The 20,625-nt window shown below is 71.2% G+C and carries 20 protein-coding genes; 9 read left to right on the forward strand and 11 right to left on the reverse strand.

The annotated features are described in order from the left end of the window. Positions 1-52: 52 nt before the first annotated feature. Positions 53-1,924 carry a DUF3352 domain-containing protein gene (locus ACWENQ_RS28280; protein ID WP_452416982.1) on the reverse strand — a complete coding sequence of 624 codons (1,872 nt, stop codon included), beginning with the start codon at positions 1,922-1,924 and terminating at the stop codon, positions 53-55. A 101-nt stretch (positions 1,925-2,025) separates the two neighbouring features. Further along, positions 2,026-2,343, reverse strand: a complete 318-nt coding sequence (locus ACWENQ_RS28285; protein WP_449926515.1) for a hypothetical protein — start codon at positions 2,341-2,343, stop codon at positions 2,026-2,028. A gap of 109 nt (positions 2,344-2,452) precedes the next feature. On the opposite strand from ACWENQ_RS28285, the gene ACWENQ_RS28290 reads away from it, so the two are divergent. The 5 genes from ACWENQ_RS28290 (at position 2,453) to rdgB (ending at position 6,234) form a co-directional block, all read left to right on the forward strand. Further along, positions 2,453-3,244 (forward strand): thioesterase family protein, encoded by a 792-nt coding sequence (locus tag ACWENQ_RS28290; RefSeq protein WP_452416950.1) that lies wholly within the window; start codon positions 2,453-2,455, stop codon positions 3,242-3,244. A gap of 72 nt (positions 3,245-3,316) precedes the next feature. Then, positions 3,317-4,141: a glutamate racemase gene (gene murI, locus ACWENQ_RS28295; protein ID WP_452416952.1), complete on the forward strand. Its 825-nt coding sequence runs from the start codon at positions 3,317-3,319 to the stop codon at positions 4,139-4,141. Continuing rightward, entirely contained in the window at positions 4,138-4,890 is a 753-nt protein-coding gene (locus tag ACWENQ_RS28300; protein ID WP_354917411.1) for an MBL fold metallo-hydrolase, read from the forward strand. Before murI ends, ACWENQ_RS28300 begins: the two co-directional genes overlap by 4 nt. Before the next feature lie 40 nt (positions 4,891-4,930). Continuing rightward, a complete protein-coding gene (rph, locus tag ACWENQ_RS28305) occupies positions 4,931-5,650 on the forward strand; it encodes a ribonuclease PH (protein ID WP_452416954.1) in 720 nt (239 codons plus the stop codon). Next, a complete protein-coding gene (rdgB, locus tag ACWENQ_RS28310; protein WP_354917416.1) occupies positions 5,647-6,234 on the forward strand; it encodes an RdgB/HAM1 family non-canonical purine NTP pyrophosphatase in 588 nt (195 codons plus the stop codon). Before rph ends, rdgB begins: the two co-directional genes overlap by 4 nt. A 248-nt stretch (positions 6,235-6,482) precedes the next feature. Here rdgB and ACWENQ_RS28315 read toward each other — a convergent pair whose 3' ends face one another. Next, complete coding sequence (locus ACWENQ_RS28315; RefSeq protein ID WP_452416956.1) at positions 6,483-6,740, reverse strand: hypothetical protein; 258 nt, start codon at positions 6,738-6,740, stop codon at positions 6,483-6,485. A gap of 266 nt (positions 6,741-7,006) precedes the next feature. Then, on the reverse strand, positions 7,007-7,357 hold the full coding sequence (locus ACWENQ_RS28320) for a hypothetical protein (RefSeq protein WP_452416958.1): 351 nt from the start codon (positions 7,355-7,357) through the stop codon (positions 7,007-7,009). A gap of 107 nt (positions 7,358-7,464) precedes the next feature. Here ACWENQ_RS28320 and ACWENQ_RS28325 point away from each other — a divergent pair, with 107 nt between their 5' ends. Further along, positions 7,465-8,502 (forward strand): molybdopterin-dependent oxidoreductase, encoded by a 1,038-nt coding sequence (locus ACWENQ_RS28325; protein ID WP_452416959.1) that lies wholly within the window; start codon positions 7,465-7,467, stop codon positions 8,500-8,502. Positions 8,503-8,759: 257 nt separating this feature from the next. On the opposite strand, the gene ACWENQ_RS28330 is transcribed toward ACWENQ_RS28325, so the two are convergent. Beyond that, positions 8,760-9,488 carry an AAA family ATPase gene (locus tag ACWENQ_RS28330; RefSeq protein WP_452416961.1) on the reverse strand — a complete coding sequence of 243 codons (729 nt, stop codon included), beginning with the start codon at positions 9,486-9,488 and terminating at the stop codon, positions 8,760-8,762. Positions 9,489-9,744: 256 nt separating this feature from the next. Here ACWENQ_RS28330 and ACWENQ_RS28335 point away from each other — a divergent pair, with 256 nt between their 5' ends. Together ACWENQ_RS28335 and ACWENQ_RS28340 are read left to right on the forward strand one after the other, a co-directional pair. Further along, a complete protein-coding gene (locus tag ACWENQ_RS28335; RefSeq protein ID WP_354917425.1) occupies positions 9,745-10,479 on the forward strand; it encodes a toxin glutamine deamidase domain-containing protein in 735 nt (244 codons plus the stop codon). Continuing rightward, positions 10,476-10,739 (forward strand): hypothetical protein, encoded by a 264-nt coding sequence (locus tag ACWENQ_RS28340; protein WP_354917428.1) that lies wholly within the window; start codon positions 10,476-10,478, stop codon positions 10,737-10,739. The genes ACWENQ_RS28335 and ACWENQ_RS28340 overlap by 4 nt, the downstream gene beginning before the upstream one ends. Positions 10,740-10,812: 73 nt before the next feature. On the opposite strand, the gene ACWENQ_RS28345 is transcribed toward ACWENQ_RS28340, so the two are convergent. The 4 genes from ACWENQ_RS28345 to ACWENQ_RS28360 all read right to left on the reverse strand — a co-directional run bounded on the left by ACWENQ_RS28345 (position 10,813) and on the right by ACWENQ_RS28360 (position 16,026). Continuing rightward, entirely contained in the window at positions 10,813-13,260 is a 2,448-nt protein-coding gene (locus ACWENQ_RS28345) for an ABC transporter permease (protein WP_452416963.1), read from the reverse strand. Next, complete coding sequence (locus ACWENQ_RS28350; protein WP_452416964.1) at positions 13,257-14,006, reverse strand: ABC transporter ATP-binding protein; 750 nt, start codon at positions 14,004-14,006, stop codon at positions 13,257-13,259. The genes ACWENQ_RS28345 and ACWENQ_RS28350 overlap by 4 nt, the downstream gene beginning before the upstream one ends. An 80-nt stretch (positions 14,007-14,086) precedes the next feature. Continuing rightward, on the reverse strand, positions 14,087-14,785 hold the full coding sequence (locus tag ACWENQ_RS28355) for a response regulator transcription factor (protein WP_354917437.1): 699 nt from the start codon (positions 14,783-14,785) through the stop codon (positions 14,087-14,089). Continuing rightward, the gene (locus ACWENQ_RS28360; RefSeq protein WP_452416966.1) at positions 14,782-16,026 is read right to left on the reverse strand and encodes a sensor histidine kinase; all 1,245 of its coding nucleotides are present in this window, start codon (positions 16,024-16,026) and stop codon (positions 14,782-14,784) included. The genes ACWENQ_RS28355 and ACWENQ_RS28360 overlap by 4 nt, the downstream gene beginning before the upstream one ends. Before the next feature lie 345 nt (positions 16,027-16,371). Here ACWENQ_RS28360 and ACWENQ_RS28365 point away from each other — a divergent pair, with 345 nt between their 5' ends. Beyond that, on the forward strand, positions 16,372-16,734 hold the full coding sequence (locus ACWENQ_RS28365; RefSeq protein ID WP_452416968.1) for a hypothetical protein: 363 nt from the start codon (positions 16,372-16,374) through the stop codon (positions 16,732-16,734). A 63-nt stretch (positions 16,735-16,797) separates the two neighbouring features. Here ACWENQ_RS28365 and ACWENQ_RS28370 read toward each other — a convergent pair whose 3' ends face one another. Both ACWENQ_RS28370 and ACWENQ_RS28375 read right to left on the reverse strand, forming a co-directional pair. Beyond that, positions 16,798-17,352, reverse strand: coding sequence for a hypothetical protein (locus ACWENQ_RS28370; protein ID WP_452416969.1), 555 nt, complete (start codon positions 17,350-17,352; stop codon positions 16,798-16,800). Between the two features lie 155 nt (positions 17,353-17,507). Further along, positions 17,508-20,624, reverse strand: coding sequence for a M28 family peptidase (locus ACWENQ_RS28375; protein ID WP_452416971.1), 3,117 nt, complete (start codon positions 20,622-20,624; stop codon positions 17,508-17,510). Position 20,625: the final 1 nt, after the last annotated feature.

Below are 20,625 nucleotides of genomic sequence, written 5' to 3' on the forward strand. Positions count from 1 at the left end.
AGAAGGGCCGCGCCCCGGGAGTCCCCGGGGCGCGGCCCTTTCGATCGTCGGCTCAGTTGAACAGGACGCGGAGCGAGAAGTCGGCCTCGCCGCCGCTCTGCTTGCCGCTGAAGCCCACCGCGCTGAAGACCTTGGCGTTGGCCTGGTCGTCGCCGGAGAGGCTGTTCAGGTACAGCGGCTCGATCTTGTCCACGTCGACGAACAGGGCGAAGGTCGCGCTGGAGGCGTCGGGGATCGCGTTCTTGAAGTTCTCGCTGTCGCCCAGCGCGCCGTCCTCCGACAGCAGCTTCGCGTACTCGGGCGTGGTCGCGAGGGTGAACGTGCCGTCGCCGGGGACCTTGGCGATCTGCGGCGCGGGCTGGCCCTGGTCGGTGAAGGCCTTCTCGATCTTCCCGATGACCTCCTGCGCCTTGGCCGGGTCAGTGACGATCTTGACGCCTGCCTTGGGCATGCCGCCCTGGTCGAGGTTGGCCAGGCCGTCGCCGTCGAGCGCGACGGTCAGGTTCTTGCCGAGCAGCGTCGCCAGGTCGGCGGGCAGCGTCAGGCCGTACTTCTGCTGGGCCATGTCCACGAACTGCTGGAAGCCGGCGCCCTCCTCGGTCGCGGCCAGGCTCGTCTGCAGCTCGCCCCACTGCTTGGTGATCGCCTCGTCCAAGCCGGAGATGGACAGCGCGCCCACGGTGGAGGCGGGCAGCGTGGACAGGTCGGCGGCCTGCGGGTCGCCGATCGCCATCGCCTCGGCGCCACGGACGATGCCGGCGAACTCGGCGTAGGCGGAGTCGAAGCGCAGGGCCGCGGCGAACCGGGCGTTCTTCATCTTCTCCAGCATCTGCTTCGACTGCTCGGGCAGCCCGGCCATGTCCGCCTCGGCGAACTCGACCATCTTCCCGAAGCTCATCCACGTCGACAGCACGCCGGGCTCGCCGAGCGCGTCGAGGTCGGAGCTGAAGTCGTCGCTCTCGGCGAGCGTGGGAGCCGCGGCGTACTTGTCGGCCGCCGCCTGGTCCTCGCTGAGGATCGCGTAGTCCTCGCGGAAGGCGATGCCGTACTTCTCGTCACCCATCAGCTTGGCGATGCCGGCCTTGGCCGCTTCCGCGTCCTTGACCTGGACGGCGAAGGCGATGCCGGGATCCTCGTCCTTGGCGGGCGGCGGGAGGACGGCGAGGCCGAGCCTGCTGCCGAGCCACGGGTCCACGTCCTTGGCGAAGTCGACGTCCTTCAGGTCGTCGCTGTCGGACTTGATCGCCTCGAACAGCGCCTTCCGCGGGTCGTCACCGGTGAACGTGTCCTTGGTGACGGTGAACTTCCTGGCCAGGTTGAACAGCGCGATCTTCTGGTTGGCGGCCGGGTCGAGGTCGATGCGGACATAGGCCATCGCGCCGCCGGGAAGCACCTCGTGCGGCTGCGTGCCGCCACCGCCGAGGAAGGAGGCGGCGGCCCAGACGCCGCCACCGCCGACGAGCACGACCAGAAGGGCCGCGATGCCCGCGATCAGCCAGCCCCTGCCACCCTTCTTGCCCGGCTGCGGCTGCGGCGGACCCCACCCTTCAGGGCCCTGCTGCTGCCATCCCGCCGACTCCTGCGGCGCCTGCTCGCCGTAGGAGAACTGCTGCGTCTGCTGGTACGGCTGCTGCTGCTGGCCATGGCCCGGCTGCTGCTGGCCATAGCCCTGCTGTCCATAGCCCTGCTGTCCAGGACCCTGCTGGCCGTAGCCGGGCTGCCCGTAGCCCTGCTGTCCCTGGCCGTACTGCGGTTGCTGGGGCTGCTGGGGCTGCTGCTGGTATGGCTGCTGCTGCTGGTAGTGCTGCTGGGGCGGGTAGGGCTGCTGCGGGTACGGCTGGCCGCCCTGCGGTTGTCCTTCGTTCCATCGGTAGGCCGTGGTCCGGTCCGGATCCTGGCCGCCAGGGGGAGTATTCGCCGACATCACTCAACTCACAATGTGGACTTATTGACCACAGAGAAGTTAGTGCATGTGACTAGAGAGCTGGTTGCAAAGTACTGAAACCGGAAGATTTGCCGCGCTGCCTAGACCCTGCTCAGTTCCTTGCGCAGCGCCGTGAGGTGTACTTCGCCGGTGTCGCTGGAGTCGACGGCGTCCCAGGGCACGAACGTGCAACCCGCGTAGACGACGCGGGCCAGCAGCTCCGACAGCCAGCCGAGACTGCCCTCCCGGTCCCTGGTCAGCCCGAGCATGACGGGAGCGCGATGCGCGGAGACCACGAGCCCCATCACGGTATGGCTGTGCATGGACTCGTCCCTGTTCCTCACCACGCGGACGTCGACCACGTAGCCGACCCACACGCCCCGGGCGTCCCAGACGGACTGGCCCATGAGTGCTGTCAAACCCACCATGATCCAACTCTTCCATCGAGAGGGCGTTTTCGCAGGTAGGCGCGCTGTGATCGCAATGTCGTAGAGTATGGAGCCACTAGAACTTAGTTCGGGAGAAGGTATGACCAAGTTCGACGAGGCGACGCAGGCGATCAGGATCGACGAGGGCGTCTACGACGTGTGCCTCGATCCCGGCTACTCCATCGGCGGCCCGCTCAACGGCGGATACCTGATGGCGGTGCTCCTGCGGGCCGCGGTGGACGCCTCGCCGCACGCGCACCCGGTCAGTACGGCCGTGCAGTTCCTGCGCGCGCCGCGTCCCGGGCCCGCCAAGGTGGTGGTGGAGCCGCTGAAAGCAGGAGGGACGGCGGCGTTCGCGCGGGTGAGGTTGGTCCAGGACGACGTCGCGCAGCTGGAATCACTGGTGACGACGGCCACCTTGACCGACGTCGAGCCGATATACGCGGATAAGTCGGTAATTGGGATGCCGGACATCGCGGAATGCGGCACGCTGCCCGATCCGAAGCCCGAGTCGGGGATGACGTTGAACGCGCAGCTGGAGATGCGCTTCGACCCGCCCACGATCGGATGGCTGCACGGCCGGCCCACAGGGCGTCCCGAGGCGCGCGCCTACTTCAGGATGGCCGAGCCGCAGGACCCCGACCCCTTCGTGCTCGCGCTGGCCGTGGACGCGCTGCCGCCCGTGGTGTTCTCGGCCGGGCAGCGAGGCTGGGCGCCGACCGTCGACCTCACCTGGCACCTGCGCGCGCTGCCCGCTCCCGGCTGGCTCACCCTGCTGGGCAGCGGACGGCTCGTCGCCGACGGGTGGTTCGACGAGGAGGTCGAGGTGTGGGACTCGGCCGGACGGCTGGTGGCCCAGTCACGCCAGCTGGCCCGGGTGGGACGCGGCTGACGCGACCCGCCGGGCGCCCTTGTGAGGATTCTTACGCTGTGGTGATCCCGCAGGTCGCCTACCCTCTGAAACGTGCCGGACGCGAGCATTGGAATCTTCGACAGCGGGGTAGGCGGCCTGACCGTCGCCAGGGCGATCATCGATCAGCTGCCCCACGAGTCCATCACCTACGTGGCCGACACGGCCCGCCAGCCGTACGGGCCGAAAAAGATCGCCGAACTACGCGGCTACGCGTTGGAGGTGATGGACCACCTCGTCGAGAACGACGTCAAGATGCTCGTCATCGCCTGCAACAGCGCCAGCGCCGCCGTGCTGCGCGACGCGCGTGAGCGCTACGACGTTCCCGTGGTCGAGGTGATCCAGCCGGCCACCAGGCGTGCCGTCAAGGCCACCCGCAACGGCAAGGTCGGCGTGATCGCGACGACCGCGACCATCGGGTCGATGGCCTACCAGGACGCCTTCGCCGCCGCCCCCGACGTCACCCTCACCAGCGTGGCCGCCCCGCGCCTGGTCGAGTACGTGGAGCGCGGCGAGACGATGAGCGACGAGCTCATCGAGGTCGTCCGCGGCTACCTGGCACCCGTCCAGGAGGCGGGGTGCGACACCCTCATCCTGGGCTGCACCCACTACCCGCTGCTGACCGGCGCCATCTCCTACGTCGCGGGCGACGACGTCACGCTCGTCTCCAGCGCGGAGGAGACGGCCAAGGACGTCTACCGGATCCTCCACGACCGCGGTCTCGCCAACGGTGTCACCTCCCCCCAGCACCGCTTCCGCGTGACCGGTGACTCCGCGCTCTTCGCCGAACTGGGCAGGCGCTTCCTCGGGCCCGAGATCCAGGCGGTCGAGCTGGCCGCTGTCGGGGGTAGCACCACCTCGAACGGGAGGTCCGCATGAAGGTGACGATCGTCGGATGCTCGGGGAGCTTTCCCGGACCCGACAGCCCAGCGTCCTGCTACCTGGTCGAGGCCGAGGGCTTCCGCCTGCTGCTCGACTTCGGCAGCGGCTCCCTGGGCCCGCTCCAGCGCCACATCGGCCTCTACGACATCGACGCCATCTGCCTGTCGCACCTGCACGCCGACCACTGCCTGGACATCTGCGGCTACCACGTGGTCCGCACCTACGGGCCGGGCGCGCCGTACCCGCGCATCCCGGTCTACGCGCCGCGCGACGCGCCCCGAAGGCTCGCCGCCGCCTACGGCATGCCGGAGGAGCCGGGCCTGGAGACCGCCTTCGAGTTCAGGCCGCTGGCGCCGGGACGGTTCGCGATCGGCCCCTTCGAAGTCACGGCGGGCCTGGTCAACCACCCCGTCGAGGCCTACGGCTTCCGCGTCGCGCACGCGGGCAGGACGCTGGCCTACTCCGGCGACACCGGCGAGTGCGCCGAACTGGTGAAGCTGGCTGACGGCGCCGACCTGCTGCTGTGCGAGGCGTCCTTCGTCGAACGCCCCGGCCTCACGCCCGACCTGCACATGACGGGGCGCCAGGCGGCCGAGCACGCGGCCAAGGCGAAGGCGGGCAGGCTCGTCCTGACCCACCTGGTTCCATGGAACGACAGCGCCACCGTGCTCGAGGAGGCCGCGCACGGCGGCTTCGGCGGACCGATCGAGCTGGCCCGCAGCGGCGCCGTCTACGACCTGACCTGAACGGTCAAGGGCGTTCTTACACGGGGATAGGGTGATCTGCATGTCTCGACAGGATGGACGTGCCCCTGACCAGCTTCGCCCGGTGAAGATCACCAGGGGGTGGCTCGCGCACGCCGAAGGTTCCGTGCTGGTGGAATTCGGCAACACGCGCGTGCTGTGCGCCGCCTCCGTCCAGGACAGCGTGCCGCGCTGGCGCAGGGGCAGCGGGCAGGGCTGGGTGACCGCCGAGTACGCGATGCTGCCGCGGGCCACCAACACCCGCAACGACCGCGAGTCGGTGAAGGGCAAGATCGGCGGGCGCACCCACGAGATCTCCCGGCTGATCGGCCGCTCGCTGCGCGCGTGCGTCGACTACAAGGCGCTCGGCGAGAACTCCGTCCTGCTCGACTGCGACGTCCTGCAGGCCGACGGCGGCACCCGCACCGCCGCGATCACCGGCGCCTACGTCGCGCTGGCCGACGCGGTGGCGTGGATGCGCGAGCGGAAGATGTGCCCCGGCGACCCGCTCGTCGACTCGGTGGCGGCGGTGTCGGTCGGCGTGGTGAAGTCCACGCCGATGCTCGACCTCTGCTACGTCGAGGACGTCGCCGCCGAGACCGACATGAACGTCGTGATGACAGGCTCCGGGGCGTTCGTCGAGGTCCAGGGCACCGCGGAGGGCGCGCCGTTCGACCGGCGGGCGCTCAACCAGCTGCTCGACCTCGCCGCCACGGGCTGTGAAGAACTGACGCTGCACCAGCAGGAGGCACTGGGCCGATGAGAATCGTGCTGGCGACCCGCAACACCGGCAAGATCGTCGAGCTGCGCCGGATCCTCGACGGGTTCGAGGTCGTGGGCCTCGAGGAGTTCCCCGAGATCGGCGAGGTGGCCGAGACGGGCCTGACGTTCGCCGAGAACGCCCTGCTCAAGGCGCACGCCGTCGCCCAGGGCTCCGGCCTGCCCGCCGTCGCCGACGACTCGGGGCTGTGCGTCGACGCCCTCAACGGCATGCCCGGCGTGTTCTCGGCACGCTGGTCGGGCAAGCACGGCGACGACGACGCAAACCTCGACCTGCTGCTCGCCCAGGTGTCCGACGTGCCCGACGCGCGGCGCACCGGCCGGTTCGTGTGCGCGGCCGCGCTGGCGCTGCCGTCCGGCGAGGAACGGGTCGTCGAGGGCGAGCTGACGGGACGGCTGCTGAGGGAACGGCGGGGGAGCAACGGGTTCGGCTACGACCCGATCTTCGTGCCGGACGGGGAGTCGCGCACGACCGCGCAGATGGACCCGGCCGAGAAGGACGCGATCAGCCACCGCGGCCGCGCCTTCCGCGCCCTCGCCCCGATCGTCGCCGCCGTACTCTCCTGACCCCGCCCGCGCCGGCCATCCTTCCCGTACGGCGCGCCGGGTGCCGCGCTTTTGCGGCGCTCCGAGTCCGCGCTTCGCGGTGAGCCGTGCGCCGCGCTTCGCCTTCGCGGTGAGCCGTGCGCCGCGCGGTCATCCTTCCCGTACGGCAAGCCGGGTCAAGGCCACCGCGGTCGCCGCTGACCGCCCGTCCGTCACGCCACTCCAGCGGCGACACGCACCCGCCGTGACGTCGCCTAGTTTCGTCACCGCTACGTAAGATCTCCCGCTCCGGGGCGGGCGTAGCGTTTTCCCGTGGAGAGCGTGGAGAGTGGCAAGGCCGTGCCCGCGTGGGCGGCAGCGGTCGTCGGGCTGGTCGCCGGAGCGGTGGCGCTGGGCGTCGGGTACCTGGTCGCGGCGCTGGTGGGGCCGGGGTCGTTCCCCGTCGTCGCGGTGGGCGACGCGTTGGTGGACCTGGCGCCCGCGCCCGCCAAGGAGTGGGCGATCGCGACGTTCGGGGAGAGCGACAAGACGGTCCTCGTGGCCGGGGTGGTGGTCGTGCTCGCGCTCGTCGCCGCCGCGCTCGGGGTGCTGTCACGGCGGGGTGTGGGCCTCGGTCAGGCGGGTTTCGCGGTGTTCGGGGTGGTGGGGCTGCTGGCGGTGCTCACCAGGCCGGGCGCGGGCGCCGCTGACGGGCTCGCGACGGTTGTGGGGGCGTTGGCGGGGTCGTGGGCGTTGACGCTGCTGTTCCGGCACGCCGTGCAGCCCCTTCCGGCCGGACCGGCACCCTCCACCTTCACTCGGCCCCCGGCCTCTTCTCCACCTGCCTCCCCTTCGACAGCTGAGTATCCCGCGGCACCAGCGTCTTCTCCGATCCCGGAATCTCCTCCGGCACCGGGATCTTCTCCGATTCCGGAATCTCCTTCGGCACCCGGATCTTCTGCAGTCCCGAAATCTTCTTCGGCGCCGGGGCCTTCTGCCACACCGGCGTCTTCTCCGATCCCGGAGTCTGCTCCGGCACCGAGGTCTTCCTCGGCTCCTGGTTCGTCTTCTGGACCGGGGTCTTCCTTGGCTCCCGAGTCTTCCTCGGCTCCTGGTTCGTCTCCTGGACCGGCGTCTTCCCTGACCCCCGGATCTGCCTCGACACCCGCCTCTTCCCTTGCGCCGGCGTCTTCTTCGATCCCCAGCTCTTCTGCGGCCAGTCGGGCAGGAGAGCCGCTACCCGGCCTTGACCGGCGGCGGTTCGTGCTCGGCGTGGCCGGTGGGATCGCCGTCGCGGGGGCGGCCGCGGTCGCGGGGCAGGTCCTGTCCGGCCGCCGGGTGGGTGACACGGCCAGGGTCGGCGTGGCGCTGCCGAGACCCGCCACGCCCGCCGGGCCGCTGCCCCGCGGGGCCGACTTCAGGATCGGCGGGCTGTCGCCGTTCGTCACGCCGAACAGGGACTTCTACCGTGTCGACACCGCCATCATCGTCCCCCAGGTGAACCCGAACACCTGGACGCTGCGCATCCACGGCATGGTGGACCGGCCGATCGAGCTCACGTTCGACGACCTGCTCAGGCGACCGCTGACCGAGGCCGACATCACGCTCACCTGCGTGTCCAACGAGGTCGGCGGGCAGTACGTGGGCAACGCCCGGTGGCTGGGAGTGCGGATGGCGGACGTCCTGCGCGCGGCGGGCATCCAGCGCGACGCCGACATGCTGCTGTCCACGTCGGCGGACGGGTTCACCTGTGGCACGCCGGTGGACGTCGTGCTGGACGGCAGGGACGCGCTGTTCGCCGTCGCGATGAACGGGGAGGTGCTGCCCGTCGACCACGGCTTCCCGGTCAGGCAGGTGGTGCCGGGGCTCTACGGGTACGTGTCGGCCACCAAGTGGGTGGTCGACATCAAGGTGACACGGTTCGACGTCGACGAGGCGTACTGGACGCCGCGCGGGTGGGCGGCCAAGGCGCCGATCAAGACCCAGTCGCGGATCGACGTGCCCAAGCCCGGCGCGAGGCTGAGGCGCGGCCGTACGACGATCGCGGGGGTGGCGTGGGCGCAGCACACCGGCGTCGCGGCCGTGGAGGTGCGGATCGACGGAGGCGCCTGGCAGCGGGCCAGGCTGGCGGAGGTGCCGGGGCCGGACACCTGGCGGCAGTGGGCCCTGGACTGGGACGCGACGGCGGGCGGCCACACGATCGAGGTGCGGGCGACAGACGCCGCGGGCCGTACCCAGACCGGACGGCAGGCGCCGGTGGCGCCCGACGGGGCGACCGGCTGGCACACCATCTCGGTCCGGGTCGACTGACCGGCCCTGTTGTCCGATGAGGGGTCGGCTGACCGGCTCTGGTCGTTCCTGTGAGGGGTTGGCTGGCCGGCTCATGTGAGGGGTTGGCTGGCCGGTTCTGGTCGTTCCTGTGAGGGGGGGTGGCTGGCCGGTTCCGGTCGCCGCATGATCGATGTTGCCCGGCCGGGAGCGGCCAGGCCGCCCGCAACCGCCGGACACCGTATGGCTTCCGAGACCCAGCAAGATCGACTACCGGGTCGCCGCCATGGGAGCTCGTGCTAATCCGGCTCCAAGGCATGGCGGAGGTAGAAGTCCGGCTTGGCCAAGAAGCGTCGCCAGTGGTCCACCACGTCGAGTTTCTCCCAGGTGGCGGTGACGATGCCGTGGTCGCCGAGTTCGGTGATCTGCGCTCCGGGCAGGCTCGCGAGGATCGGTGAATGAGTGGCGCAGATGATCTGGCCGCCGTCTTGGGCTACTCGGTGCATGAGCCCGACCAGTCGCACGCATGAGTGGAACGACAGAGCGGCCTCGGGTTCGTCCATCAGGTACAGCCCCGGTCCCGACACCATGCGCTCGAGCACGGTGAAGAACCCCTCGCCGTGGGATTGCTCCGTCAGGTCCTCTTCCCAGAACCCGTATCTGCCGGAGACGTTGCGCCCGAGGTTGAAGAGGGTTTCCGCCCTGAAGAAGAACGCCCGCCGCTTGAGCCGGGGGCCGTGCAGCAGACGCCATCCCAGAGTGGTCAGCTCGGCATCGAGAACCTCACCCAAGGGAGTGGCCGGGCCCGTGCTGGCGTACTTCGTACCGGCCTTGCCGCCTTCGGAGTTGATGCCGCACGCATCAGCGATGGCTTCGACGATCGTGGACTTACCCGAGCCGTTCTCCCCGACCAGGAAGGTGACGGGCGCCGTAAGCGTCAGACCATGCTCGGCCAGGTAGCGGACCGGAGCCAGTGTCGCGGGCCAGCCCGAAGGCAGGCTGCGGGCTGTCAGCCGGGTCAGCAACACTCCAGCGCCCTCCTGTGCCTTGATCAGTCGAGCGGCGTGGGCACGCACCGGGCCGACGAGCCTCGGACAGTCGCCGCATCGGGCCGACCGATCGAGGATATGCGCGGCGGCCGACAACCGCGCCGGATCATCGCGGGATTGCGGAGTGCTCGCCGTCCAAGTGTTCAGTCGGTCTCCAGCCAAATCGGCGGAACCCCGTGACGGTGAGCGATCCTCCCCCTACGATCAGTCGTCGATGACGGAAGGAGGCGGCGAGATGTTTCGCGAGAGCCTTCCCGAGGGCCGCTACGACCCGCTGATCGCCGACGGGGTCCGGTGGCGCGACTACGAGCGGGCGGCCGCCGACGTGCCGGAGCCCGTCGCGCAGGATCCCGACTGGTTCGACCTGCCGCACCGCCCGCCGCGGCTGGCCGAGTGCCGGCCGTACGGCGTGCCGGGCGGGCTGGCCCGCGCCGACCCGCAGGCCGAGTCCGACCTGGCGCAGGCGCTGCCGCCGGGCACCAGGTTCGCCGACCCGCGCGGCACGTGGGTGCGGCTGGTCAACGGCATGGGCGCCGCGGAGGACCCGTTCAGGGCGGGTAACGCGGCCGACTGCGCGCTCGCGGTGGTGTCCAGCTGGCACGGCGAGCCGGTGGTCGCGGCGCCGAGGCAGCCCGAGTACGACACGGTGGGCCGCCCCCTGCTCATGGGCGAGTCGGGCGGCACGGCCAGGATCGAACGCTGGATGGGGCAGCGGCTGGAGTTCGTGGGCCAGGGCAGACCGGCCTACCCGGTGATCGCCGGGCGGCTGGCGGAGGCGGGCCACGGCGCGTCGGCGGTCATCGTGGTGCGCTGGCCCGGCGGCGGCTCCCATGCGTGGAACGCCGTCAACGCCGACGGCGAGGTGATCTGGATCGACGCGCAGCGCGGGCACATGGCGGTCGAGCCGCCCTACGAGACGGTGACCGGCGTGTTCTGCGCGATCGTCGACCGGCGGGGTGAGCAGGGGTGAACCTGGACCAGGCGCGCGCGGTGGCGGAGGAGTACTTCAACGGCGGCCGGTCCGAGCCGCTGGAGCTGGGCCTCTACGCCTTCGGCGAGGGCTATGTGGTGTGGGTCAAGGCGTCCGAGCCCGACGACCCGTCGGTGCTGCCCGAGACGGTCGGCGGCGGGTGCATCGTGATCGACAGGCGCACCGGCGAGGTGGCGATCAGGCCGTTGCTCGACCCCGAGACGGTCGCCGAGCAGTGGCCGGGCCGCCACCCGCGCTGACCCCCGGCGCCGGCGGCCGGCGGCCACCGCCGGCCGTACCCGCCGGTGGGCCGGGGCCGCCGCCGGCGAGGTGTCAGCCGCCGGCCAGCGACGACACGATCGACGCGCGGGCCGCCTTGCGCGCCGGCAGCACGGCCGCGAGCACGCCCGCCAGCCCCGACAGCGCCACGAACAGCGCGATCTGCCCGAACGGCACCGACAGTGTCGCGCCCTCCAGCATGGTCCTGACGGCCGCCCAGCCGAAGGCGATGCCGAGCGTCACCCCGACCAGCGCCCCGATCAGGCCGAGCACCAGCGCCTCGACCGACAGCATCCGGCGCAGCTGCGGTCTGGTCAGGCCGAGCGCCCGCAGCAGCGCCGACTCGCGGGTGCGTTCGTGGACCGACAGCGACAGCGTGTTGGCGATGCCGAGCAGCGAGATGAGGATCGCCAGCCCGAGCAGTCCGGTGACGATCATCAGCGTCATGTCGAGCGCGTCGTCGTACTCCCCGCGCACGTCGGTCGAGCTGATCACCTGCACGGTGGGATAGTCGGCGGTGGCCGCCTCGACCAGGTCGCGCGTCCGGTCGGGATCGACGCCGTCCTTGATCTTGAGGTAGAGCTTGGAGTCGGCGCTCTTGCCGAAGTACTGGTCGTAGGAGTCCGCGGCGAGGGTGACGGCGGGCAGCAGGCTCTCGTCGTCGATCAACTGGCCGACCTTGAGCGTCACCGTGCCCTCGCGTTCGGTGGTGAGCTGGAGGGGGGAGCCCTTCCTGAGCCCCCACTCCTTGGCGAGACTCCCGGAGAGGGCGACCTCGCCGGGGCCGAGCGGCTGCAGCTTGGCGGGGCCCGCGAACGTGCCGACCACGCTGTCGTTCTTGCCCACCTTCGCGGTCGTGTCGCGGATCTGCAGGACGGAGTCGAACTCGGGCCTGGCCCGCAGCGTCTCGGCGACCGAGCGGGGGATCGCCGCCTCGCGCTCCTGGGTGGAGACCAGGTAGTCGGCGGGGAACTGCGAGTCGAGCTTGGCCGCCATCGTCACCCTGGTCGAGGCGGTCATCACCGAGATGACCGTCATCAGCGTCACGCCGATGGTCAGCGCGATCGTGGTGGTGGCCGCCCGCTTGGGGTTGCGGCCCGAGTTGTCGACGGCCAGCCGTCCCGGCACGCCGAAGAGCACCTTGGGTATCTGGCCGACCAGCCTGCTCAGCGGCCTGACCAGCACGGGACCCAGGACGAGGACCCCCAGGAAGATCAGCGAGCAGCCGCCCATCGCGACGAACAGCGAGACCTGCTCCCCGGGCGCCATGAACACCGCGGCGCCGGTCGCGCCCGCCCCCGCCAGCAGGAGGAGCGCCGCGACGACCACACGGACCACGCCCGCGCGGAAGGTCTGCTCCTCGCTCTGGCTGCGCAGCGCCGCGATCGGCGCGACGCCGGTGGCCGAGCGGGCCGGCAGCAGGGCCGCGCCCACGGTCACCACGAGGCCCACCGCGAGCCCGATGCCGATCGTCATGGGGGCCAGCGACGGGCCGAGCCCGGTGGGCAGCGGCGCGTCCAAACTGCGCAGCACGGCCATCGCGCCCGCGCCCAGGCCGTAGCCGACGGCCAGGCCGAGCACGGAGGAGACCAGGCCGACCGCCACCGACTCCAGCAGCACCGAGCCGAACACCTGGCCGCGCGTCGCGCCGATGCAGCGCAGCAGCGCCATCTCCCGCGTCCGCTGCGCGACCAGGATGTTGAAGGTGTTGTAGATGACCAGAGCGGCCACCATCATCGCGATCAGTCCGAAGATCAGCAGGCCGAGCTTGATGAACTCGATCTGCACGCCGTTGCGCTTCGCCATCGCCGCGGCCAGCTCGTAGCCGGTCGCGACCTCGTAGTCCTGGCCGACGGCCGCCGTGACGGCTTTCTTGAGCGCGGCGGGGTCGTCACCGGTCAGGTCGATCTCGCGAAAGCCCTTCTCGCCCGTCATGCGCTGGGCGGTCTCCGTGGTGAAGCCGATGGCGCCGGTGTAGCCGAGCTCCTGGTCCAGGCCGACGTCGAACAGGCCGACGAGCTTGAAGGACTGCTTGGCGCCCTTGCGGTCGAGCGCCGTGACCGTGTCGCCGACCTTGAACCCCTGCTTGCGCGCGGTGTTCTCGTCGACGACCGCCTGGTCGGCGCCCGCAGGGGCGGTGCCGTCCGTGATCGTGGTCCGGTCGGTGACCGAGATCGCGGTGGTCGGCAGGTCCCCGATCGTCTTGCCGTTCCTGCCCAGCAGCGGGGCGTTGCCGCGCACCTGGCCCTGGGCGTCGGTCACGCCGTCCAGGTCGCGCAGCCGGTCGAGGAGCGGCCCGGGGAGCGACTTCTCCGGCTTCGGCAGGACGGCGACCGCCACCTTCTCGGCGTCCGACGTCACCTTCTGCGCGAACCCGGCCTCGATGGTGTCGGTGAGAACGAACGTGCCCGCGATGAAGCCCACGCCCAGGGTGATCGCCAGCGAGGTGAGCAGCAGGCGCAGCCTGTGCGCCCGCAGGCTTGCGAGGGTCGTCTTGATCACTTGGCTTCCAGCCTCATCAGCGTGTCGAGAACCGACTGGGGCGTGGGCTGGGCCAGTTCGCTGACCAGCTGGCCGTCGCGCAGGAAGACGACACGGTCGGCGTAGGAGGCGGCGACGGGGTCGTGGGTGACCATCACGATGGTCTGGTTGAGCTCGCGGACACTGGTGCGCAGGAACGACAGCACCTCCGCGCCGCTGCGCGAGTCGAGGTTGCCCGTCGGCTCGTCGGCGAAGATCACCTGCGGTTTGCTGATCAGCGCCCTGGCGACGGCGACGCGCTGCTGCTGGCCGCCGGACAGCTCGGTCGGCCGGTGGCCGAGCCTGTCCTTCAGGCCGACGGTCTCGATGACCCGGTCGAACAGCACGGTGTCGGCCTGGCGTCCGGCGATCTCCAGCGGCAGCCGGATGTTCTCCTCGGCGGTCAGCGTCGGCAGCAGGTTGAACGCCTGGAAGATGAAGCCGATCCGGTCCCTGCGCAGCAGGGTGAGCTGCTTGTCGCCGAGCCCGGTCAGCTCGACGTCACCGATGTGGACGTGGCCGGCGGTGACCGTGTCGAGCCCGGCCAGGCAGTGCATCAACGTCGACTTGCCCGAGCCCGACGGGCCCATGATCGCGGTGAAGGCGCCGGTGGCGAAGGAGACGTCCACGCCGCGCAGCGCGTGGACCCGCGTGTCGCCCTCCCCGTAGGTCTTGGTCAGTCCGGTGGCCACCACGGCGGGCCGTAGAGATATCTGTGTCGCTGTCACGCACAAGACGCTATGGGCGGAACAACCGCATTCCCTGGGACCCGAGGAGGGACTTCCCGTCACACCTGAGATGACCCGTATCAGCCTTTCGGCCGATCCGGGATGCGCGGTGCGAGCCGGTCGGGGCTCCGCTCCGGCGACCGGTCGGACGGCACGATCAGCCCCGCCTCGTAGGCGTAGACCACGACCTGCGCTCGGTCGCGCACCCCCAGCTTGGCCAGCACCCTGCCCAGGTGCGTCTTCACCGTCGCCTCCGCCAGCGCCAGCCGCTCGGCGATCTCGGTGTTGGACAGGCCGCGCGCCACCAGCATCATGACCTCGTGCTCCCTGGCCGTCAGCAGGCTGCCGTCGGGCAGCCGCTCGGCGGTCAGCTGCCCGGCGAACCTGTCGAGCAGCCGGCGGGTGGCGCTGGGCGCCATCACCGCGTCGCCGTTGTGCACCGAGCGGATCGCGCTGACCAGGTCGGACGGCGGCACGTCTTTCAGCAGGAAGCCGGAGGCGCCCGCCTTGATCGCCGAGTAGGCGTACTCGTCCAGGTCGAACGTGGTCAGGATGAGCACCTTCGGGCCGTCGATCAGCCTGGTCGCCTCGACGCCGTCCATCCTCGGCATGCGCACGTCCATGAGGACGACGTCGACCTCGACCTCCTTCAGCAGCTCCAGCGCCGAGACGCCGTCGCCGGCCTCGGCCACCACCTCGATATCGGGCTGGGCGCCGAGCACCATCCGGAAACCGGCGCGCAGCAGCTCCTGGTCGTCGACCAGCATGACCCGGATCATGCGGCCACCGGCAGCCTGGCCAGCACCTCGAAGCCGCCGCCCGGCCGGGGGGCGGCCCGGACGGCTCCGCCGTACATGGAGACCCGCTCCCGCATGCCGAGCAGGCCGTGGCCGCCCACGCCGCGTGGAGCGGCGGCGCCCCTGCCGTTGTCGGTGATACGGACCACGAGTTCGCCCCTGCCGTACTCCATCTCCACCGTGGCCCTCGCGCCGGGTCCGCCGTGCTTGAGGGTGTTGGTCAGCGCCTCCTGGACCAGCCGGTAGATCGCCAGCTGCTCGCCCTCCGGCAGGTCCTGCGGGGTGCCGCTCACGCGCAGGTCCACCGGCAGGCCGGAGCCGCGCACCAGCTCCTCCAGCTGGGCCAGACCGGGCTGCGGGGTGTAGTCGGCGGCCTCGCCCGCCGGGTCGGCGGCGTTCTCGCGCAGCACGCCCACCAGGCGCCGCATCTCCGCCAGCGCCTCGCGACCGGTCTTCGAGATCGCGTGGACGGCCTGCCTGGCCTGCTCGGGATCGGTGTCGATGGCGTAGCTCGCCCCGTCGGCCTGCACGATGATCACGCTGACGTTGTGCGCGACCACGTCGTGCAGTTCCCTGGCGATCCTGGCCCGCTCGGCCGCCGCCGCCATCCTGGCCTGCTGGTCGCGTTCGCGTTCGGCCCGCTCGGCCCGCTCCTCCAGACCCTCCAGGTAGCGGCGGCGCGTGTTGGCGTAGATGCCGGTCAGCCAGATCATGACCACGAAGAACGAGCAGCTCAGGAACATGCCGAGGCTGACGGTGTCCCACTGGGACAGGGCCAGGAAGATGCCGAGCTCGGAGACCAGGCCCGCCGCCAGCGCCCACTTGAACGTGCACTGGCTGGCCATGGCGTACATCGCGACCAGCACCGCGCTGTTGGCGGGGAAGGCGGGGACCTCGGTCAGCCACTGCGCGAAGCTGATCAGCGCGACGAGGGCGAACACGGTGCGGGGATGGCTGTTGCGCCAGAACAGCGGCACCACGAGCGTCGCCGTCAGGACCAGGTAACCCACCAGGTCGATCGGTGGACGGACCGTGGGCTGGGTGTAGGAGACCGCCAGGGCGGCGCACAGCGCGATGAGGGGGGTGACCCACAGGACGTCCGTGAGCATGCGGCGATGCTGCGACCAGGCTCGAATCTTGCCGAACACTCCATCACTGTACGTATCGCCACGGGGCCGCCCTTCCGTCTGGAGTCGGAGGCTGATGTACGACCCTGGTCGCATGCCGGATTTACGCGGTATTTATGGGGCATCCGGCATTGTCATCGGTGGGAGCGCCCTCTGGGCGAGTAAAGGGAGATCGTGATGGCGGATCATGATCGCGCCGCAGGGCCGCGCGGTGAAGAGGAAGCACCGCGCGGCCCGGACCCCGAGAGCGCCCCACCACCCGCTTCCGGTGCGTCGCAGGCAGGACCACCGCCTCCGCCGCCATCACCGCCTCCGCCGCCATCACCGCCTCCGCCGACTCCGCCGTCCCCGCCGCCTCCGCCGCCTCCGCCGCGGGAGACCTTCGCCGGGTTCGTCCGGCAGAAGCACGCCCAGATCATCGGCGCCGGGCTCATCGGCCTGTTGGCCGGCGGCGTTCTCGGCGGCGCCGCCGTGGCGATCCTGTTCCGCGTCGCCGACCACGGCGACCGTCCCCGGACGGCCCGCTGGGAAGACCATGGCAGGCACCGCTTCGGCGGGCCCGAAAGCTACCGGTTGGACGGCCCGGAAGGGCACCGCTTAGGCGGCCCCGAGGTGTATCGCTGGGGTGGCCCCGAAGGGTACCGGGGGGAGCCGCCCGCCGAGTGCTGGTCCACCCCGCGCGGCCGGACCTGCACCTACCCGTACGCCCGCCCGCCGCTGCCGTCGCCCATGCCGACCACCTCCGTCACCGTGGTGCCGCCGCCGACCGTTGTGCCCACGGTCAAGCCCACGCCTACCGGCTGACCGGCTACCCGCACGCCCCGAGCGTTGTGCCCACGGTCAAGCCCACGCCTACCGGCTGACCGACTACCCGCACGCCCCGAGCGGACGGCCCTTCGCGTCGAGGTCGACGCCGATGGGCGCGTCCTCGCCCGGGACGCGCGCCTCGACCCTGGTCGACCCGACCCACCGGAGGTCCTCCCTCTCGAGATCGAGGTCGGGACAGGACAGCGACCACTCGCGGCTGAGCAGGCCGGCGTCCTCGCGGATGCTGAGCGTCATCGTGGTCTCGAAGATGCCGTGCTGCTCCCGCACGATCAGGATGAGCGGGCCCGGCCCCTTCACCGCGGCCACCTCGACGGAGTCGAAGATCGACCAGCGCAGCCCGTAGGCCGACCAGCCGAGCATCCCGGCGATCGTCGCGATCACGACGACTGCCCTGGCCCACGGTGTCGGCCTGACCAGCTCGCGCACGCCCAGCCCGCCGAGGACCAGGGCGGTCAGGCCGAACAGCAGCGGGTGGTTCAGCGTGTCGTTGAGCAGGACGAGCTCGGTGGTGACGGTCCTGGTGACGACGACCGTGGCGGCCAGGACGAAGGCGGGGGCCAGGTACAGGAGCGCCAGGAGGGGCCTTCGGGGCATATGGGGGATTATGCCGGTTCTTCTGCTGGAGTACGCGGGATGGGCGGGCGGTCACCGGCTACCCCGGTGGCCGCCCGCCCGCTTGCCGTACAGCCACCGGCTACCCGGTCGCCGCCGGCCCGCTTGCCGTACGGACGCGCTCGCCTAGGAACGGATCAGACGGGCTGCCAGAGAGCCGGCACGTTGGGCGGCTCCCAGCCCGGCAGCGAGGTGTGGGCGATCCGGCAGCGGTACCGGACGCCCTGGTAGCTGACCACGTCACCCACCGCGTACGGCGTCCACGCCGCCCACGTGGTCTCCCCGCCGCCGACCGTCAGCGTGAAGCGGGCCGAGTGGTCGGCCGCGGTGCCGTCGGCGTTGACGGTGATCGGGTACGCCCCCGGCGCCGTACCCGAGGCCGTGGCGATCGTCACCGTCGCCGTCTGGCCCGAGGTGATCGTCTGCGGGTCGACGGTGACGGTGACCCCGCTGGGCACGTCGGCCGCCGACAGCGTGACGCTCTGCGGATTGCCCGAGGTGACCTGGGTGGACAGCGTGGCCGTGGCCGTCTGCCCCGGCTGGACGGTGGCCGACGACGGGTTCAGCGTCACCGTGTAGTCGTCGGCCGCGCCGCCGCCGACGGCCAGCTTCCACAGCACGTAGGCCGCGGCGTCGGCGTTGCGGTCGAGCGCCGTGGTGCTGACGTTGGCCGGGTAGGTGTCGCACGCGGAGTGGTAGCAGCGGTCGAACGCTTGCCCGGCGGTGCCGCCCCACTTGGCCGCCTGGGCCGTCGTCTTGACCGCCTCGGCGCCGGTGAAGACCCCGCCGACCCTGACGCCCGCGTCCTTGAACGGGGCGTGGTCGCTGCGCCCGTCGCCCGCGGTCTCGATCTCGGTCTGCACGCCGATGCCCGCGTAGTAGTCGTTGAACAGCCGCTGCAGCTGCGCGTCGTCGTCGTAGACGAAGTAGCCCGGATTGGGCGAGCCGGTCATGTCGAAGTTCAGGTAGGCCTCGATGCCGGACACGCCGCTGGTCTGCACGTAGTACTGCGAGCCGCGCAGCCCCAGCTCCTCGGCGCCCCACCAGGCGAAGCGCACGTGCTTGGTCAGGGTGGGGTTACGGCCGGCCAGCGTGAGGGCCAGCTCCAGCAGCGAGGAGGAGCCGGTGCCGTTGTCGTTGACGCCGGGCCCCGCGGAGACGCTGTCGAGGTGGCTGCCCAGCATGACCACCTGGCCGGCCGGGCCGCCGGGCCAGTCGGCGATCAGGTTCTGGTGGGTCCTGCCGCCGTAGGTGAAGTTCTGCACCTGGGTGGCGTATCCGGCCGCGTCGAGCTTGCCCCTGATGTAGGTGAGCGCCGAGGTGTAGCCGGTGCTCGGCGAGGGGCGCGGGCCGATGCTCTGCAGCTGGCTCAGGTGCGCGGTGAGGTTGGCCACCGGGATGTCGGGCGTGCCGGGGCCGGGTGGCGTGCCGACGGTCAGCGTGAAGGCCGCCTGCCTGTCGACGTCCGTGCCGTCGGCCATGACGGTGACGGAGTGGGCGCCGACCGGGGTGCCCGAGGAGGTGGACAGGGTCAGCGTGGAGGTCTGCCCCGCCGTGATGGTGGCGGGGGAGAAGGCCGCCGTCACGCCGGACGGCAGCGTGCCGGTGCCCAGGGTGATCGACTGGGCGGTGCCGATCGCGGTCGTCCGCACGGTCGTGGTCGCCTGCTGGCCCGGCTGGACCGTGCGCGAGGCGGGGTCGAGCGCCACGGTGAAGTCGCTGCCCTGCTGGCAGGTCGGCTCGCCCGCCTGCGCCGGCACGCTGACGCCGGACCAGGCCTCCTTGACGACGTTGAACTCCACACAGCTGCCCGGGTACAGGGTCTTGGCCGCGTTGAGCGTGGCGACGCGGGCCTTGGCGTGGGTCCACGGGAGCGTCTTGGTGTTCAGCGCGCTCATGAAGATCTCACCGGCCTTGCGGATGCCGATACCGGTGATCGCCGGGCCGTTGTCGCACCGCGAGCTGGCCGGCTTGCCCTGCGGGTTGGTGCCCTCCGCCACCAGGTAGAACCAGTGGTTCTGCGGCCCCGCGCCCGCGTGCACCTCGGGGGCGGGCAGCCGGAAGCAGTTGGGGTCGCCGAGCGCCGACGGGTTGTACATGTTGCGGATCGGCCCCGAGCCGCTCAGGTTGACCTCCTCGCCCACCAGGTAGTCGGGCGGGTCGAGGGTGGCGGGCTCGTTGACGTAGTGCTCGGTCAGCGCGCCGAAGATGTCGCCGGTCGACTCGTTCAGGCCGCCCGTCTCGTTGCCGCTGCCGGGGCCGCCGGGGGTGGTGTGGAAGATGCCGTGGCCGTACTCGTGGCCGACCACGTCCATCGCGGTGAGCTGCTGCGTGCCTGCGGAGTTGCGGCCGAAGCTGGTGTAGGAGCCCGTCCAGTAGGCGTTGACCTCGGCCAGGCCGACTCGCGCGGGGAAGCCGCCGCCGCGGCCGTCGATGCCGTCGCGGCTGAGCCAGTCGCGCAGCATGTCCCATTCCTTCTGGACCGCGAACAGCGTGTCGACGCAAGCGGTCTCCAGGTTGGTGCCGGTGCCGTTGCCCCAGGTGTCGTCGGTGCCGGTGTAGGCCTGGCCGTTCTGGCCGCCGCACTGGAGGCCGCGCCGGGTCGGGTCGACCATCGAGTACGACGGCGAGGTGGCGATCTGGACGGGGTTGCCGTTGTAGTAGCTGTTGCCGGTGCCAGCGCGCACCTCGTCCCACTCGTCGACGATCTGGCCGGACGACGCGTCGACGTAGACGTGCAGCTTGCTGGGCGCCTTGGCGGTCCTCCCCTCGACGACCACCTCCCAGGCCAGCCGGGGCCGCTCGCCGGCGGCGTGGATCGCGAGGGTGGGGGTGCCGACGCCGGAGACCGTGGGCACCCGCTTGCGGGCGGCGAGCGCGGCCTGCTCGGCGGTCACGGTGGGGGTGGCGGGAGCGGCCGCTTCGGCGCGCTGGCCCGTGGTCACCTGGTGGACGACCTGGCCCGACTCGTCGGTGACGATGACGACGTCGCCGCCGTAGACGGGCAGGCCCGCGTGCGTGCGGGCGTAGGTCAGGTACTGCTGTCCGCGCACGCCGCCGACCGAGGAGACGAGCGCGAACTCGTCGTCGGCGGTGGCGAACAGGGCCTCGGAGTGGGCCAGGAGGGCGCTCTTGGCGGCCGACGCGGCGGTGCGGCGTTCGGCAGGGGTGGGCGGGTCCGCCGCCGCGGTCGTGGTCACGACCAGTGCCAGCGCGAGCATGGCGGCAGCACCCAGCCGGAGGGTGGGTTTCACT

Source organism: Nonomuraea sp. NPDC004354 (genome assembly GCF_053602555.1).

Bases quoted from the DNA above. Each gene is read 5' to 3' on its own strand.
- ACWENQ_RS28280 (WP_452416982.1), bottom strand. From the start codon at position 1,924: ATGTCGGCGAATACTCCCCCTGGCGGCCAGGATCCGGACCGGACCACG.
- ACWENQ_RS28335 (WP_354917425.1), top strand. From the start codon at position 9,745: ATGTTTCGCGAGAGCCTTCCCGAGGGCCGCTACGACCCGCTGATCGCC.
- ACWENQ_RS28370 (WP_452416969.1), bottom strand. From the start codon at position 17,352: ATGCCCCGAAGGCCCCTCCTGGCGCTCCTGTACCTGGCCCCCGCCTTC.
- ACWENQ_RS28355 (WP_354917437.1), bottom strand. From the start codon at position 14,785: ATGATCCGGGTCATGCTGGTCGACGACCAGGAGCTGCTGCGCGCCGGT.
- rdgB (WP_354917416.1), top strand. From the start codon at position 5,647: ATGAGAATCGTGCTGGCGACCCGCAACACCGGCAAGATCGTCGAGCTG.
- ACWENQ_RS28290 (WP_452416950.1), top strand. From the start codon at position 2,453: ATGACCAAGTTCGACGAGGCGACGCAGGCGATCAGGATCGACGAGGGC.
- ACWENQ_RS28300 (WP_354917411.1), top strand. From the start codon at position 4,138: ATGAAGGTGACGATCGTCGGATGCTCGGGGAGCTTTCCCGGACCCGAC.
- ACWENQ_RS28360 (WP_452416966.1), bottom strand. From the start codon at position 16,026: ATGCGACCAGGGTCGTACATCAGCCTCCGACTCCAGACGGAAGGGCGG.
- rph (WP_452416954.1), top strand. From the start codon at position 4,931: ATGTCTCGACAGGATGGACGTGCCCCTGACCAGCTTCGCCCGGTGAAG.